General features: G+C 46.7%; 17 protein-coding genes. 9 read left to right on the plus strand and 8 right to left on the minus strand.

Features of this window, described 5'->3' with window-relative positions; genetic code table 11:
- Window positions 1-286 precede the first annotated feature (286 nt).
- A complete protein-coding gene (locus JNUCC31_RS32495; protein ID WP_192267389.1) occupies window positions 287-1,588 on the plus strand; it encodes a pyrimidine-nucleoside phosphorylase in 1,302 nt (433 codons plus the stop codon).
- A gap of 86 nt (window positions 1,589-1,674) precedes the next feature.
- On the opposite strand, the gene JNUCC31_RS32500 is transcribed toward JNUCC31_RS32495, so the two are convergent.
- Together JNUCC31_RS32500 and JNUCC31_RS32505 are read right to left on the minus strand one after the other, a co-directional pair.
- Entirely contained in the window at window positions 1,675-2,658 is a 984-nt protein-coding gene (locus tag JNUCC31_RS32500; RefSeq protein ID WP_192267390.1) for a TIGR03943 family putative permease subunit, read from the minus strand.
- Between the two features lie 135 nt (window positions 2,659-2,793).
- Entirely contained in the window at window positions 2,794-3,828 is a 1,035-nt protein-coding gene (locus JNUCC31_RS32505) for a permease (RefSeq protein ID WP_192267391.1), read from the minus strand.
- A 284-nt stretch (window positions 3,829-4,112) separates the two neighbouring features.
- On the opposite strand from JNUCC31_RS32505, the gene rpmG reads away from it, so the two are divergent.
- The 6 genes from rpmG (at window position 4,113) to JNUCC31_RS32535 (ending at window position 8,364) form a co-directional block, all read left to right on the plus strand.
- Window positions 4,113-4,262 (plus strand): 50S ribosomal protein L33, encoded by a 150-nt coding sequence (gene rpmG / locus JNUCC31_RS32510; RefSeq protein WP_024631975.1) that lies wholly within the window; start codon window positions 4,113-4,115, stop codon window positions 4,260-4,262.
- A gap of 49 nt (window positions 4,263-4,311) precedes the next feature.
- Window positions 4,312-5,019, plus strand: a complete 708-nt coding sequence (locus JNUCC31_RS32515) for a metal ABC transporter ATP-binding protein (protein WP_192267392.1) — start codon at window positions 4,312-4,314, stop codon at window positions 5,017-5,019.
- Complete coding sequence (locus JNUCC31_RS32520; RefSeq protein ID WP_192267393.1) at window positions 4,965-5,858, plus strand: metal ABC transporter permease; 894 nt, start codon at window positions 4,965-4,967, stop codon at window positions 5,856-5,858. The genes JNUCC31_RS32515 and JNUCC31_RS32520 overlap by 55 nt, the downstream gene beginning before the upstream one ends.
- On the plus strand, window positions 5,845-6,930 hold the full coding sequence (locus JNUCC31_RS32525; RefSeq protein ID WP_192267394.1) for a metal ABC transporter substrate-binding protein: 1,086 nt from the start codon (window positions 5,845-5,847) through the stop codon (window positions 6,928-6,930). The genes JNUCC31_RS32520 and JNUCC31_RS32525 overlap by 14 nt, the downstream gene beginning before the upstream one ends.
- 202 nt (window positions 6,931-7,132) lie before the next feature.
- Window positions 7,133-7,609: a hypothetical protein gene (locus JNUCC31_RS32530; protein ID WP_192267395.1), complete on the plus strand. Its 477-nt coding sequence runs from the start codon at window positions 7,133-7,135 to the stop codon at window positions 7,607-7,609.
- 47 nt (window positions 7,610-7,656) lie between these two features.
- The gene (locus JNUCC31_RS32535) at window positions 7,657-8,364 is read left to right on the plus strand and encodes a M50 family metallopeptidase (RefSeq protein WP_192267396.1); all 708 of its coding nucleotides are present in this window, start codon (window positions 7,657-7,659) and stop codon (window positions 8,362-8,364) included.
- A gap of 64 nt (window positions 8,365-8,428) precedes the next feature.
- On the opposite strand, the gene JNUCC31_RS32540 is transcribed toward JNUCC31_RS32535, so the two are convergent.
- The 5 genes from JNUCC31_RS32540 to JNUCC31_RS32560 all read right to left on the minus strand — a co-directional run bounded on the left by JNUCC31_RS32540 (window position 8,429) and on the right by JNUCC31_RS32560 (window position 12,483).
- Complete coding sequence (locus JNUCC31_RS32540) at window positions 8,429-8,800, minus strand: DUF4363 family protein (protein WP_053780601.1); 372 nt, start codon at window positions 8,798-8,800, stop codon at window positions 8,429-8,431.
- 25 nt (window positions 8,801-8,825) lie between these two features.
- Complete coding sequence (locus tag JNUCC31_RS32545; protein ID WP_192267397.1) at window positions 8,826-9,554, minus strand: DUF421 domain-containing protein; 729 nt, start codon at window positions 9,552-9,554, stop codon at window positions 8,826-8,828.
- A gap of 225 nt (window positions 9,555-9,779) precedes the next feature.
- Complete coding sequence (locus JNUCC31_RS32550; protein WP_192267398.1) at window positions 9,780-10,643, minus strand: SDR family oxidoreductase; 864 nt, start codon at window positions 10,641-10,643, stop codon at window positions 9,780-9,782.
- Window positions 10,640-11,707: a mannonate dehydratase gene (gene uxuA / locus JNUCC31_RS32555; RefSeq protein ID WP_192267399.1), complete on the minus strand. Its 1,068-nt coding sequence runs from the start codon at window positions 11,705-11,707 to the stop codon at window positions 10,640-10,642. The genes JNUCC31_RS32550 and uxuA overlap by 4 nt, the downstream gene beginning before the upstream one ends.
- Window positions 11,708-11,751: 44 nt before the next feature.
- Window positions 11,752-12,483 carry a GntR family transcriptional regulator gene (locus tag JNUCC31_RS32560; RefSeq protein ID WP_192267400.1) on the minus strand — a complete coding sequence of 244 codons (732 nt, stop codon included), beginning with the start codon at window positions 12,481-12,483 and terminating at the stop codon, window positions 11,752-11,754.
- Window positions 12,484-12,678: 195 nt separating this feature from the next.
- Here JNUCC31_RS32560 and JNUCC31_RS32565 point away from each other — a divergent pair, with 195 nt between their 5' ends.
- Together JNUCC31_RS32565 and JNUCC31_RS32570 are read left to right on the plus strand one after the other, a co-directional pair.
- The gene (locus JNUCC31_RS32565) at window positions 12,679-12,981 is read left to right on the plus strand and encodes an ArsR/SmtB family transcription factor (RefSeq protein ID WP_192267401.1); all 303 of its coding nucleotides are present in this window, start codon (window positions 12,679-12,681) and stop codon (window positions 12,979-12,981) included.
- A gap of 97 nt (window positions 12,982-13,078) precedes the next feature.
- Window positions 13,079-14,470 (plus strand): aldehyde dehydrogenase, encoded by a 1,392-nt coding sequence (locus JNUCC31_RS32570; RefSeq protein WP_192273533.1) that lies wholly within the window; start codon window positions 13,079-13,081, stop codon window positions 14,468-14,470.
- Between the two features lie 65 nt (window positions 14,471-14,535).
- Here JNUCC31_RS32570 and JNUCC31_RS32575 read toward each other — a convergent pair whose 3' ends face one another.
- Window positions 14,536-15,447, minus strand: coding sequence for an AraC family transcriptional regulator (locus JNUCC31_RS32575; protein WP_192267402.1), 912 nt, complete (start codon window positions 15,445-15,447; stop codon window positions 14,536-14,538).
- Window positions 15,448-15,470: the final 23 nt, after the last annotated feature.

Below are 15,470 nucleotides of genomic sequence, written 5' to 3' on the forward strand. Positions count from 1 at the left end.
AACAGCGATCAAAAGAACGATCCGGGGCCGGAACGAATGCAACACAAAGTGTTCTTTTTAACAAACTATCAATTGATTGTATCGAAATTTTTGTTCTGAGCACGTAGTGGAGGAACCGGAATCGATTCTGAAGAAGCAAAGCGTTCGCCTTTGTCTCCGAGTTTTCTCCATTACCAAATGGATTAAAAAACTTGGAGACAACAGCGATCAAAAGAACGATCCGGGGCCGGAACGGATACAGCACAAAGTGTTCTATATAATCACCTACAACGAAGGAGAGATCATCATGAGAATGGTAGACATTATTGCCAAGAAACGCGACGGAAAAGAACTGACAACAGCTGAGATTGATTTTGTTGTACAAGGATACACACAAGGTGAAATTCCGGATTACCAAGTCAGCGCATGGGCGATGGCAATATTCTTCAAGGATATGACCGACAAGGAACGCGCGGATTTAACTATGTCCATGGTAAACTCAGGCGAAACAATCGATTTGTCCGCAATCGAAGGCATCAAGGTAGACAAGCACTCCACAGGTGGTGTGGGTGATACAACAACGTTGGTACTCGCACCGCTCGTTGCTGCTCTGGATGTTCCTGTTGCCAAAATGTCCGGACGTGGATTAGGTCACACAGGTGGTACAACAGACAAACTGGAATCCGTTGCAGGCTTCCATGTGGAGCTGGAGAAAGAAGAGTTCATCCGACTCGTGAACGAGTACAAAGTTGCTGTTATCGGTCAGAGTGGCAACCTTACGCCAGCAGACAAAAAGCTTTATGCTCTGCGTGACGTTACAGCTACCGTTAACTCCATCCCACTGATCGCCAGCTCCATCATGAGTAAGAAAATTGCAGCAGGTGCTGATGCCATCGTACTGGATGTCAAAACAGGTGCTGGTGCATTCATGAAGACTAAGGAAGATGCGAAAGAACTGGCACATGCCATGGTAAGCATCGGTAACAATGTTGGACGTAAAACGATGGCTGTCATTTCCGATATGTCCCAACCTCTGGGTCTGGCTATCGGTAACGCGCTTGAAGTGAAAGAAGCCATTCTTACACTGCAAGGTAAAGGACCGAAGGATCTGGAAGAACTGTGTCTGGCGCTTGGACGTCAAATGGTATACCTTGCTGGTAAAGCAGACTCTCTGGAGCAAGCTGAAGAGAAATTGAAAGAAGTGATTCAGAACGGTAAAGCGCTGGAGAAATTCAAAGATTTCCTGGCAAACCAAGGTGGAGACGCTTCAGTAGTAGATCACCCGGATCGCTTGCCACAGGCAAAATATCTGGTGGAAGTACCAGCGGATAAAGACGGATATGTAGCTGGCATCGTTGCTGACGAAATCGGTACTGCGGCAATGCTGCTTGGCGCAGGCCGTGCAACGAAAGAATCCGAGATCGATCTCGCCGTGGGGTTGATGCTCAACAAAAAAGTGGGTGACCCGGTTAAAGCTGGCGAATCCCTCGTAACCATCCATGCCAATCGTGAAGACGTGGCAGACGTAATCGCGAAGATTAAAGAAAACATTACGATTGCGGATCACGCCGATGCGCCTGTATTGGTTCATGATATCGTTACTGAATAATATATCAAGCAAACAAGGTTTAACCTTATGCCTGAATTAAATTCAAAGCCCCGAAGGCTATGCACTCCATAGCTTCGGGGCTTTTCTTATTTATTTTGTAGCTTATCATATGCCTTTACCGAATCTGCATTCGTGTAAATGTAAGGGGTGGATGGCTGCTCGACAGGTGTTACCTTTTCTGCTCGAATCTCAATGGTATCTTTACCATTCACCTGAGCCGATCCAATTGTGCCATCGATTTGTACCCAACTGTCTGTTGGAAAGCTGTCTGCATTCGGGACATGAATCATCACACCAAAGGGAGCAGCGTCTGCGGGGCAGCACATCACCAGAAATCGCCCTAATGCAAAATGAGATTCCTGATCCATGCTTTTATCTCGATATACAAACCCTGTCAGGGAGATGTCCTTGCCTGCAAATTGTCGTTGGAACATGTCGATGGAGCCCAACGTCTCGGAGAAGATTTCGGGGAATACCTTGATGACCGATTCGGCATTTAATTTCTCTGCCAGTTCGGCAAATTCACGACTGTACTCGTCCGGGGGAACGAATTGTACTTTTGCGGCTGGCGCAGATAATTCAACAGTTGCAGTTTTTTTGGATAGATCTTTAATGTCCAGCTCTGCTGTATCAGGTAAAGGTTCCTTTCGACGAATCTCCGGAGGTCCATAGGAAAGTGACATGCCTTTTTGACTGGCCATGGAACTGCCTAGCGCCTGATCGGGCAAAAGAAAACCAAGTACTAAAGGAATGGCAATCAAGCCATAGATCAGCGTGCTGCGTGCCCATCCCGAAGGAGGCGGATGCTCACAGTCACAATGGAGGTGGTTATTGCCAAACAGTCCGTGCCAGGCCATGATAGCGGCAATAAATAAAAAGGGAACAGGACAGCAGAGAAGCAATCGTTGCATCGTTGGTGCCAGATAATAATGAAGAGAATCGCTTGTATTCAAATGAATGATGTATACAGCCAGCCCGCCGATCCACAACGCACGAATCAGGTTATGCCATTGGATGGGTGGGGATTTGGAAACAGGAGCTTTGGACATCGTATAACCAGGATGGTTCATATAATCACCTCTTTATTCAGATCATGACTTCGTGAATGCTTTCTCGGATAAGCGGGATAATGAACGAGCCCATAGTAGCCAAAATGAAAGTTCATACACTTAATAATTAATGTCATTAAACATGTTCATCAATGTTCATGCCAAAAGGTTAATCAACCACGACCCGGCGAAAACCAACATAATAATGGCCAGGCTCAAACCAATAACGAACCGGGTTCGGAAGGTGGAGAGCAGCATCAATGTGCTTTTGAAATCTAGCATTGGACCGAGAACGAGAAAGGATAACAGCGGCCCTAATGCAAACGTGTGAGAGAAGGCAGAGGCTACGAATGCATCGGATGTCGAACAAAGAGACAATACATACGCAAAACCCATCATGAATGCATAGGAGGCGACAGGGCCGTTGCCCAGAGAAATGAGATCACTGCGGCTGATAAAGGTTTGAATGCTGGCTGTAATGAGAGCGCCAATCACCAAATATTTGCTCATATCGACGAATTCGTCACCGGCATGAATGAAAAAACTGCGCCAGTTCTTATCACGCGCGTGATCATGGTCGACAGCGTGCGAATGAGGCTGTGCCATTTTAAATCCAGGATGTGTCTTGACCTCCGTCACTATAGCCTTCGGCTTACGTAGAGGATTCTGGCGGACGAACATATAGACCAGACCACCAATGGAAGCTGCAACAGCAAAGGCCAGTCCCATACGGGCAATCGTAATTTCAGGATGGGAAGGAAAAGCGAGCAGAGTCGCGGTAAAAACAATTGGATTTACAACAGGGCCGCTAAGAATAAAGGTCACCGCGATATAGGGCGGCATGCCTTTATGCATCAACCGACGTACGACCGGAATCATGCCACATTCGCAGATGGGGAAAATAATTCCCAGCAGACCAGCGACCAGAACACCTCCGACGGGGTTCTTGGGCGTGAGTTTACGAATCATTTCCTCCGAAACAAACCATTGCATTAGCGAAGACAACAACACCCCTATGAGCAGAAATGGAGCCGCTTCGAGGAAAATGCTGATGAATATCGTTTTCATATTTTGTAAGGCTTCACTGTTCCATGCTTCTTTCAGATCAGAAGCCATTGTGATTAACACGGGAACAAGAAATGCACAGGGAATAAGGAATGACAGGAGCTTTAGATTAGCTGCCATTTTCATCGGAACAGACCTCCAGAACCGGACTTTGGTGAAATATATGCTTGTACTGTCCGCATCATACACATTCCCTTCAATTAATCAACATTTTTACGATTTACAGGTCCAAGTTGCCGTTACTTTATATTTGCTCTGAACAGAGTTATTTTCACGTAAGGGATAATGATCCCCAAATTCGGTTTCGATTTAGAGCCTTTAAAAACTTGTAATGTTGACAAAAGAAAAAGCATAGGCTAATATCATTAAATAGTAATGATTACGATTAAAAACCAGAGGAGGCCATATCTATGAGAGTCATCGTAACTTTAGCCTGCACCGAGTGCGGAGATCGCAACTATACAACAACCAAGAACAAGCGTAACCATCCGGAACGGATCGAATTGAAGAAATATTCACCACGATTGAAGAAAATGACGATTCACCGGGAAACCAGATAATTTTTTTTGTTATTTTTACATCGTAATATTTACGAAAAGAGGAAAAACCATGATCTTATCTTCCATGCGTGATGTGGTATTTGGATACGCCAAAGAGCCTGTCATTGACCAATTGTCGCTGGATATCCATGTTGGGGAGTTTGTGGGCATTACAGGCCCCAACGGTTCTGCGAAAACAACCATGTTGAAGTTGCTGCTGGGGCTTTTACAGCCCTGGAGCGGCACGGTACATATGAATGCACAGTCCATACGTGGCAGCAAGCTGAACATTGGGTATGTACCCCAACAGGTCGCATCGTTCAACAGTGGATTTCCCAGTACGGTAATCGAACTGGTGCGCTCCGGATGTTACCGCAAACTCGGCTTGTTCCGCAGATTCACATCCGAGCAGGAAGCGATTGTGGAGCGCAGCTTACGGGAAGTTGGCATGTGGGAATACCGCAACGCCCGGGTTGGCGAACTGTCGGGTGGACAAAAGCAGCGGATCTGCATTGCCAGAGCCTTGGCAGGCGAGCCGCAGGTACTTGTGTTGGATGAGCCGACTACAGGCATGGACCGACGCAGTCGTGAAGGGTTCTATGATCTGATGCGCCATTATGCCGACGTTCATGGGCTAACTATCGTTATGGTAACCCACGGACTGGAAGAGATGGGCAATCGGTTAGACCGGACGATTACCCTGGAGCGGCAAGAAAGTGAGGAATGGCAGTGTTTGAGTACGAATTCATGCAGCGTGCTTTCTGGGCAGGCGGACTGATCGGAGTCATTGCTCCAATTTTAGGAGTCTATCTAATGCTTCGACGCCAAGTACTGATGGCGGATACGTTATCCCATGTTTCATTGGCTGGGGTTGCTCTGGGTTCCATCATGAACCTTGATCCGGTGATCTGTGGATTTGCGATTGCGATTATCGGCGCATTGCTGGTAGAACAACTCCGGCGAAATTACCTGACGTATAGCGAGGTGCCTGTAGCGATCATTATGACATCGGGGCTGGCCCTTGCTGTGGTGCTCATGAGTCTGAAAACCAATCTGTCCAAGACATTCAGCTCCTACTTGTTCGGTTCCATCGTTGCAGTTAGTGATATGCAGTTATGGATTATGGCTGCTGTGTGCGTCATTGGACTGATTTTTTTCATCGTGCTCCGCAGACCCTTGTACAATTTGACGTTTGATGAGGAGACAGCTTCCATTGGAGGCATTCAGGTTAAAAGTTTATCATTTGCATTTGCTGTTCTGACAGGGATGACTGTAGCTTCAGCCATGCCGATTGTCGGCGTATTGCTTGTCTCTGCATTAATCGTACTGCCCGCTGCCCTGGCACTGAGATTGTCACGCAGTTTTGCAGCAGCGATCCTTATCGCTATCGTCACCGGATTAATCGGTATTTTTAGCGGACTGACAACCTCTTATCATTTAAATACACCACCGGGAGGAACGATTGCTCTTATCCTGCTCGTCTTTCTATTGATTGGAATATCGGCACAGAAGCTGATTGGACGATATAACCGTAAACGTCATCGTAAAGAGAGAAAACAACAACGTGCGACTCTATTCATACATTCAAGGGAGAATACAACACATGAAATTCAATAAAAGTTCAGCTCTTGCACTATTATTCAGTCTTACACTCATCGTAGCGGGTTGTGGACAAAAACAGGCAACTTCCGAATCCAGTACCACCCCGGCTAACAGGCCAGTACCCGCAGAGACCGAAGAAGCCAAACTGAACGTTGAAGTCAGCTTCTATCCGATGTACGAATTCACCAAAAATGTGGCTGGTGATCTGGCCAATGTTCATACACTTGTTCCTGCCGGTATGGAACCCCATGACTGGGAACCGACACCACAGGATATGGCAAGCATCGAGAAAGCGGATGTACTTGTTTATAATGGAGCGGGTATGGAGTCCTGGATCGGTCAAGTTACGAATAGTCTGACCAATGCCAAACTCATTCAAGTGGAAGCAAGCCATGGGATCGATTTGCTGAAAGGTTCAGAAGAAGATGAGCATGATCATGAACACGAACATGCCGATTCATCGGACACGCATGACCATGCGGATGAAGCCACGACAGAGGAGCATGATCACGACCATGATGCAGGAGCAGATGCAGGCCATACACATGATCACGATCATGGTGGACTTGACCCCCACGTATGGTTGTCACCTACACTTGCCGTGAAGGAAGTACGGAATATCGAGGCTGGACTCACACAGGCTGCACCTGAACATGCTGAACAGTTTAAGCAAAATGCCGATGCCTACATAGCCAAACTGGAGGCGCTGGATCAGGACTTCAAGGCGGCTGTGGCAGACAGCAAACGTAAAGATTTCATCACACAGCATGCTGCATTCGGTTATCTTGCACAGGAATATGGTCTGCAGCAGGTACCGATTGCCGGGCTGTCTCCTGACCAGGAACCTTCGGCAGCACAAATGGCATCCGTTATTAATTTTGCCAAGGAGCATCAGGTCAAGACGATTTTCTTCGAAACGCTGGTTTCATCCAAAGTGTCTGAGACCATCGCCAGTGAAGTAGGGGCCAAAACGGCTGTATTGAACCCGATTGAAGGGTTGACGGAAGAGGAAATCGCAGCAGGAATGGATTACATCGGTGTAATGCGCCAGAATTTGGAGGCACTGAAACTGGCATTGAATGAATAGAGCCATTGCTTCGTCAGGAAGCTGAGTACATGTAAAAGATTAACCCATTTGATGCCTGTCATCGAAAAAGGTACAATAATACAACATGCTGAGGAGTGGCTGTGCCATTCCTTTATCTTTTGCCACGCAGAGAGCACAGGGATGTGCTCTTTTCGTAGTTCAAGGTGATCGGAGATTACGCAGGGAACGGGAGGAAGTGCTTATGGATTTAAATGAAGAACAGGAAGTGCTGTTAAGCCAGCAGCCTGCCCATCTATGGAGAAGACGCAAGCTGGAGTTAATGCACTGGACGGAACGCGAGAAGCAGACGGTCGCAGAGAAGAGAACGGAGATCTGGAACGGTGTTGAAGTGGATGCTGAGCTTGTCGATGCCTTGACTTTGCTTCATAAAGCAGGCGTAAGCACCGAGTTTTCTTGTGCAGGTGTAAGCCCGCTGGACGAACCGGTAGATCATTCCCTGTATGCCTATGTTACACTTGTACAAAATGAGGCAGCCGATCAATTTGTGACTTATGCGCTGACGCGGATGCGCAACAGATTGCTGGTCACATTGGAGACAGGAACGGGTCGTTATGATCTGTCTTCTTTTTTCATCGGTCATAATCGGAGTTTTTGTTGGTGGATGCAATATTGCGCAGCACATTTTATGGATCGAAACGATTACAATGTAGCGACGTAGTATACAGACAGGCAGTTTTACTTGATGGCAAGGGAGGTAGGACCGGATTGAATAAATGGCTCAAAACCATACTGTTTCTGATGGGTTCAGCGATACTGACCCGTTTTATCCCGTTTTCTTCATTGTTTCGTAACCTGGATACAATGATTCACGAATTTGGCCATGCGCTGGTGACATTGTTGTTATCCGGCAAAGTATTGCGTATTGAATTATATGCTGATCACAGCGGTGTAACCTATTCGTCCATGCTGACACCAAGCAGATCCATAGTGGTTTCCCTGGCGGGTTATATAACCGCATCCCTCTTTGCATGGTTGCTATTTTATCTATATCGAAAAGGACGGCACATGTGGGGACTCGGCATCATGACAGGTGTAGCTCTTGTGTCGCTTCTCTTCTATGTAAGGGGAGAATTCGGGATGTTGTGGCTTACAGGCTTCATTGCCCTGAATGTCGTGATTATGATTTTTGGTGCCAAAATTGCGAAATTCTATTATTTGTTACTGGCTTTTCTTACATTGGAAGAGTCCGTTGTCAGTGCAATGTACGTCGGGCTGATGTCCTGGACACAACCTTCGCGGGCAGGGGATGCGGCGAATCTGGCTCAGCAGACATTCCTCCCAGCGCTTTTCTGGGGAACGCTATTTGCACTGTTTGCATTGTGGTGTGCGAAGGGTGCGCTTACGCTCTTTTTCCGAAAGGAAAGCACGGCCCGCACGCCAAAATCCCGTGGATTACGTGGGCGTAACGTTTAACAAAACAGAGAAGGCACTTCCTTTAATCTATATTAAAGGAGAGTGCCTTTTGTTTGTCTCAGGGTCAGTCGCCAAGATTATCCCATAACACATAAAAGTAATAAATTTCTTCCATAATCGCCTTATCATCTTCTGCAGCAACACCGCCTTTGATCCTTGCCAGGGTACCGAGAATATCGTAGATCGTCTCACGCTCCACACTGAACTGGATGCGATTGACGATTTTTTCCCAGGCATTCATTGCATAATTAACTTGAGATTTGGCTTCCGTCCATTGTTTGCCTTCGACCTGCTTTTCCAGTTTGTGTATAGACTCAAGCAAGCGATCATCAGCGCCAAAGGGTTTCTTGAGAAAGGTCCCGCTAACCATAATCGCTGTGAACACAAGCAAGAGGCAGATCGGAAGCACATACAGCAACCAGAAACGCGTTTTCATTCAACCGCCTCCTTCATGTAAAGAGTTAGAAAGGCCCCTCATAATCGCCCATATCGATTTTATCGGTGATCTTATCCTCGAACAGATCAATATACAATTTATCGTTAGGCAATATGGCGGCAAAAGCAATATCCTGTATTGTTACTTTTTGTTTCTTAAGCTGCTCACTGAGCCAGGTGGTATCCTTGTTTCGTTCCTTCAGATTTTGCTTAATCAGGACGCCGTCAATGATAATCTCGGTCATCAGCTTGCTCTTGGCAGGATGCATATGCATATCTTTTGCCGTTACCGGTTGGTTTTCCGGTTTCAACACCACAGAGAGACTGCCGTCCGGTTCAAGAATGGCATAATCCAGCGTAGTGATGTCGAATACATCCTTTTGTCGCAGCATCATGGTCAATTCGTCGAATTTCACACGCATTGTATGCAGGTTCTGTTCAAGAATTTTACCGTTCTGAATGACCAGTGTAGGATCAGAGTCCATCAGTTTGGAGATCGTACGATTTTTCAGCGTAATATACTGAAAGACGATCGTGATGATTGTGAAAATGGTCAAGGCTACAAAATGAATCCACGCTTTGGAAGATAGATCCGTCGCAAATGTACCTGCAAGGGAACCGATCGTTATGCCGTTAATGTAATCAAAATACGTCAAGTTGCCCATTTGCTGTTTGCCCAGCACCCTTGTATAGATGATCAGGGTCAAAAAGGCGATAATAGACCGTACAGCAACAACCCATGTTTCTTCCATCATGAATGTATCACCTTCCTTCACTTCGCCATACGATATGTGAAATCTTGACGCTGGAGTCCAATCTTTCATGTACACTCCGGTTTAGCGGACTAATACAAGCTTTTCCTACGCTGGATATTCTTATTCTTGAACGCAAAAAAAACGAAACCTGGATAGTAACCCAGGCTTCGGATGATGATGAGGTACATCGATTTGATTTAAATGATTCATGAAATAGAACAGAGGTTATACACCCGAGTAGGCCATGAACCCGCCATCCACAGGTATAACCGTACCTGTAACAAAACCGGATTGACGTTCATCAGCCAGCCACATCAGCGTACCCAGCAAATCTTCCGGTTTGCCGAAACGCCGCATAGGCGTGTGTGCAATGATCTTGCTTGAACGCTCTGTCGGCGAGCCGTCGGGCTTAAGCAGCAGATTACGATTCTGCTCAGTCAGGAAGAATCCTGGTGCAATGGCATTTACCCGGATTCCCGATTCTGCCAGATGTACCGCCAGCCATTGCGTGAAGTTGTTAATCGCGGCTTTCGCTGCACTGTACGCAGGAACTTTGGTCATGGGCGAAGGGGCACTCATCGACGAAATATTAATGACGGTAGCTGGTACGTCACGTTCAATCATTTGTCTTGCGAAAATCTGGGTAGGGATGAGCGAACCGACAAAATTCAGATCCATGACTTGACGGAATCCCTCAACACTTACATCAAAAAAAGTAGTAATACCCGGTTGATCCAGATCTTCCTGTCTGAAAATTTCATTTGTAGTATTAGCGCTGGCATGGTTGCCGCCCGCTCCATTAATAAGGATGTCGCAGGGGCCCAGCCTCTCCAGAACCGTTGCTGCTGCAGCTATGACGCTGTCAGCCTGGGTCACATCACAAGCTACAGCGATCGCTTTCCCGCCGGCAGCTTCGATTGCCGCAGCGACTTCTTCCCCTTTGGATACGGTACGGTTCAGAATCGCTACACTTGCGCCATGGCGCGCCAGCTCTTCAGCCATGGAACGGCACAGAACGCCTGCCCCGCCAGTAATTACGGCTGTTCTGCCTTCCAGACGTGTCGATCTTTCTTTGGCAAAGTTATTCATGATTTTGACCTCCTTTGCAGGGAATCCCAGACGCCCCACAGATACATAATTCCCAGAGCCCGATCATAGAGTCCATATCCCGGCCTGCAATGTTCCCCCCAGAGATGGCGTCCATGGTCCGGTCGTGCATAACCTTCAAATCCAATATCGTGATAGGCCTCTACAACACCCGCAATATCGACATTACCATCCTGACTGCGGTGGGAGGTCTCAATAAAGTCACCATTATCATAAATTTTAACATTACGGATATGTGCAAAAGGAATTCGGTCCCTGAACTCATGGATCATGCCGATAATGTCATTATTCGGATTGGCACCAAGTGAGCCACTGCACAGCGTCACACTGTTGTAAGGGCTGTCATAAAGATTCAGATATCGGCGAATATTGTCTTGGCTGGTAATAATCTTCGGCAGACCGAAGATTGGCCATGGCGGGTCATCCGGATGAATAGCCATTCGAATACCTAATCGTTCAGCAGTAGGAATGATCTCCTGCAGGAAATAACGGGCATGTTCCCACATATGATCCTCAGTTACATCTTTATAAGCTTCGAACAGACCTGTTAAATACTGCAATCGTTCCGGCTCCCAGCCAGGCATCGTTAATGCGGAATTTTCGGTAATACGTCGAACCAATTCCAACGGTTCAATATCGGCGATTTTGCTTTTCTCATAAAAGAGGGCCGTAGAGCCATCTTCCATCTCCTTATGCAAATCGGTTCGCAGCCAATCGAAGATCGGCATGAAGTTGTAACAGATGACTTTAACGCCTACCTTGGCGAGTTTTTCCATCGTTTTTTTGTAATTGGCAATATATTGGTCACGTGTAGGCAGACCGAGTTTGATATCTTCATGAATATTAACACTTTCAACGACATCCAGATGTAATCCGGCTTTGTCGGCTGCAGCTTTCACTTCCAGGATTTTGTCCATGGGCCATTCCTCACCTGCCGGAACATCGTGCAGTGCCCATACAATGCCTTCTACACCGGGAATTTGACGGATGTGATCAAGCGTTACAGTATCATTGCCTTCACCAAACCAGCGAAAAACCATTCTCATCTCGTTCACCTCATCAAGATTAATATAAAGAACAGATCTATCCATCATTGAAAATAGGAAGGGTATGTATCCCGCAGGACAGCCAGATCCGTGACGGTTAAGTGCAGATGCTCCTGCATGATGTGCTCCGCCGTTCGGGCATCGTGCTCCTGTATGGCCTGAACCATGGATCGGTGCTGTTCAATCAAGTGATCCCAATGATGATCCGAAGACAGGCGGAGCATCCGGCTCCGGTTCAGATGCACGTTCATATGTTGGATCACGGACCAGGTATTACTTTTGTTGCAGCCTGCAAAGAGAGTACTATGGAATTCCTCATCCAATCCGAACATCCGTTCATCATCCGGTTCAAGTATGCATTCCTGCTGCTGTGCAAGGTTCTGCTGCAATATCTTCAAATGTTCATCCGGGAATTGCACGCAGGCAAGCCGTATAACGGCACGCTCAAGCTGTTCACGCATGAATCGTGCTTCTTCCACGAGATCAACCTGAATCAGAGATACATAGGTACCCCGCTGCGGATATACTTCCAGCAACCCTTCCTGTGCCAATCGGACAAAGCTTTCTCGAACAGGGGTCCGGCTCACATTGAACTCAAGTGAAATCTCTTTCTCCGAGATGGCGGTCCCGGGAGGCAGCTTCAAGCTCAAAATTAATTGCTTCAACGTCGTATAGACCGCGTCACGCGAAGAGAGAGTCTGCTTTTTCAGAGAAGACGGGCTTATTAAGGATGATAATAAATCGGCTTTGGACGAAGACCTAGGGGGGTATTCCATAACTTCAACTCCTTCAAAGATATACTACCATACTTGTATGGTAGTGTGGAAGCGCTTTATACAATTTGTTATCAAATTATTGGGCGCATCTTGCTGTTGACAGAGGAATGGAGTAAAATACATCTCATAGGTTTAAATGTTTAAACCTAAGAACGTGGCAATATACTATCTGTAGACTGCATAGAGGTGAAACCAATGGGTCAAAAAGCGATATCCATTTTTCAAAGTTGTATCCCCTTATTTCAGGTCCTTAGTGACAACCATCGTCAGGCTATTTTACTTGCTCTCAGTGAGAAGGGCAGCATGACGGTTAATGAAATTACAGACCAGTTCAGCTTATCCCGGCCAGCAATATCCCATCATCTCAAACTGTTGCTTGAGAAAGGACTCATCTCCGTGGAACAAAAGGGAACACAGCGATATTATTCCGCTTCATTAACGTCCTCAGTGGCACTATTAAAGGAACTGGTGACCGCGATGGAAGAGGAATGCTTATAGGCAAGAATGGTTTACATGCCTAGGCATGTAGGCTATACGTTCGTATGTTTAAACGAATCATCATTAACTCGAAGAGGAGTTGGATTATATGAGTATCATGCAGGAATTAAGCGAACATGAAGTGGAAAAGATTTTACTGCAGCAACGGCAATTTTTCCGCTCAGGGGCTACACGTTCGCCCGAGGCTCGAATTGCACATTTAACCCGGCTGAAACAGGCGATCCAGAAGTATGAGTCCCGTCTGACTGAGGCGCTCTATCAGGATTTGGGCAAGAGTGAGTTCGAATCGTATACCACAGAGATTGGATTCATGCTGGATAGTATCACACATACCATAGGGAAAGTGAGAAAATGGGTCAAACCGGTCAAAGTTAAAACCCAGTTCGCGTTGGTCGGGTCCAAAAGTTATATCATTCCTGAGCCTTATGGTGCGGTATTGATTATCGGGCCCTTTAACTATCCATTCCAGCTGTTAATTGAACCCCTCGTTGGCGCGTTGGCAGCCGGCAATACGGCGATCCTCAAAGCATCAGAGAACACACCGGCTGTCTCCGCAGTTATTCGGGAGATGATTAGCTCCGTCTTCGAACCAGCTTACGTTCACGTGGTAGAAGGAGCCAAAGACACAACTACAGCGCTCATTAACGCGCCGTTTGACTATATCTTCTTTACAGGCAGTGTACCGGTGGGGAAAATTGTCATGGAAGCAGCTGCCAAAAATCTCGTTCCGGTTACACTGGAGCTTGGCGGTAAAAGTCCGGTTATCGTGGATAAGCATGCAGATCTTAAAGTGGCTGCACAGCGGATTATATGGGGGAAACTGCTCAATACGGGTCAGACCTGCATCGCACCGGATTATCTGCTTGTTCATGAACAGGTGAAAGATCTCTTGATTACTGAAATGAAAGCAGCGGTGGAGTCATTCTTTGGTACGGATATTCAGCACAATCGGGACTATGGGCGAATCGTTAACAAAGCTCATTTCAAACGTCTTACCACGCTTATCGAACGTGATCAGGCTCATGTCATATATGGTGGTCGCTCCGATGAGGAAGATCGCTTTATTGAACCTACGTTTATTGATGTGGAATCCTGGGATGCCGCATCAATGGAGGACGAGATTTTTGGGCCGATTCTCCCATTGATCAGTTATACCCATATTGATGAGGCGATTGAAGGCATTGTAAAACGGCCCAAACCACTGGCGCTGTATCTCTTCACGTCCGATACACAGCTACAGGATAAAGTGATGCGCGAGGTTTCTTTTGGAGGCGGATGCATTAACGATACGATTACCCATGTGGCTAACCCGCGTCTGCCATTTGGCGGTGTAGGACATTCAGGACTGGGTGCATATCATGGGCGTTACAGCCTGGAGACATTCTCCCATATGAAAAGTGTGCTCAAAAAGAGCACCAGATTGAACTTGTCTATTTTATATCCGCCGTACGATAACAAACTTAAGACGATTAAACGTCTGTTGAAATAAAGAACCAATGTTAAATTGCATACCAATTCAGTTGCCACACGAGAATGAGGTTCAATGAATGAAGCTCATTCGGGAGCAGGCTGTTCCTGTCTGTAGCGTGATGGGGAAATACCGGACCAGCGCTTAAATTGACGGCTGAAATGGGCAATATCCTTATAACCAAGCATGGAAGCGATGTTCTGAACCGATAATTCGGGATTACCCAGCAGAACTTTGGCTTCATGCAAAACCATTTCGGACAGATAGACACGCGGAGACTGACCATACACCTGACGGAATACACGGTTACAATGGGAAGAACTGATACCCAGTTCCGCTGCAATATCATCTATGCCATAGTGGCTGTCGGACTCACGCCCCTGTTTGAATTGTTGACTCACAAGGCTTTGCAGCCGATTGCGGATTTGGTGAGCCAATTCAATTTTCTCATATCCATCTGTGAACAATTGAGCTGCCTCCTGAGAGACCGCTTCCCACAAATGACCGAACAATTCAAACACGGCCGATTGCAGCTGCATACGCTGTACCATTGTACTTGCCGCCCGATTGTCAGCAGAAGACATTAATTTGCAAAGTACAGGCTCGATCTGGCGGGTAACCGGACTTTCTGCATCGAACAAAACCTGCTTGATTCGTGCAAGCAAGGAGAGAAATAACTGATCGTCGATGTCAAAATGCATGCAAAAATAGGTGAACCCCTTGCCCTTATGGCTTTGGCTGGAATGAATGCTTCCTGGAGGAATCAGGAGCAATTCGCCAGCCTTTTGAATATACTCCTTACCGTTCACGGTCATGCATTGTTCACCTTCTGTTACATAATTCAGTTCATACTGCGGATGTTCGTGCGCGGGATAATCCCAATCTGCTCCGACACTGCGCAAATGAATAGCGAACAGATTCACCGTTGTTTGTACATCCGGGTAAAACACTTCATGCACACTTTCTCCCAAAGCGGGAGGCAAATAGGTGGAAGACATGGAAGACCCCCTTTATCATCTAT

The organism is Paenibacillus sp. JNUCC-31 (assembly GCF_014844075.1).
Lineage (GTDB): Bacteria > Bacillota > Bacilli > Paenibacillales > Paenibacillaceae > Paenibacillus.

Bases quoted from the DNA above. Each gene is read 5' to 3' on its own strand.
- JNUCC31_RS32530 (WP_192267395.1), top strand. From the start codon at position 7,133: ATGGATTTAAATGAAGAACAGGAAGTGCTGTTAAGCCAGCAGCCTGCC.
- JNUCC31_RS32520 (WP_192267393.1), top strand. From the start codon at position 4,965: ATGGCAGTGTTTGAGTACGAATTCATGCAGCGTGCTTTCTGGGCAGGC.
- JNUCC31_RS32505 (WP_192267391.1), bottom strand. From the start codon at position 3,828: ATGAAAATGGCAGCTAATCTAAAGCTCCTGTCATTCCTTATTCCCTGT.
- JNUCC31_RS32495 (WP_192267389.1), top strand. From the start codon at position 287: ATGAGAATGGTAGACATTATTGCCAAGAAACGCGACGGAAAAGAACTG.
- JNUCC31_RS32500 (WP_192267390.1), bottom strand. From the start codon at position 2,658: ATGAACCATCCTGGTTATACGATGTCCAAAGCTCCTGTTTCCAAATCC.
- JNUCC31_RS32525 (WP_192267394.1), top strand. From the start codon at position 5,845: ATGAAATTCAATAAAAGTTCAGCTCTTGCACTATTATTCAGTCTTACA.
- JNUCC31_RS32560 (WP_192267400.1), bottom strand. From the start codon at position 12,483: ATGGAATACCCCCCTAGGTCTTCGTCCAAAGCCGATTTATTATCATCC.
- rpmG (WP_024631975.1), top strand. From the start codon at position 4,113: ATGAGAGTCATCGTAACTTTAGCCTGCACCGAGTGCGGAGATCGCAAC.
- JNUCC31_RS32515 (WP_192267392.1), top strand. From the start codon at position 4,312: ATGATCTTATCTTCCATGCGTGATGTGGTATTTGGATACGCCAAAGAG.
- JNUCC31_RS32550 (WP_192267398.1), bottom strand. From the start codon at position 10,643: ATGAATAACTTTGCCAAAGAAAGATCGACACGTCTGGAAGGCAGAACA.
- JNUCC31_RS32565 (WP_192267401.1), top strand. From the start codon at position 12,679: ATGGGTCAAAAAGCGATATCCATTTTTCAAAGTTGTATCCCCTTATTT.
- JNUCC31_RS32540 (WP_053780601.1), bottom strand. From the start codon at position 8,800: ATGAAAACGCGTTTCTGGTTGCTGTATGTGCTTCCGATCTGCCTCTTG.
- JNUCC31_RS32545 (WP_192267397.1), bottom strand. From the start codon at position 9,554: ATGATGGAAGAAACATGGGTTGTTGCTGTACGGTCTATTATCGCCTTT.
- JNUCC31_RS32575 (WP_192267402.1), bottom strand. From the start codon at position 15,447: ATGTCTTCCACCTATTTGCCTCCCGCTTTGGGAGAAAGTGTGCATGAA.
- JNUCC31_RS32570 (WP_192273533.1), top strand. From the start codon at position 13,079: ATGCAGGAATTAAGCGAACATGAAGTGGAAAAGATTTTACTGCAGCAA.
- uxuA (WP_192267399.1), bottom strand. From the start codon at position 11,707: ATGAGAATGGTTTTTCGCTGGTTTGGTGAAGGCAATGATACTGTAACG.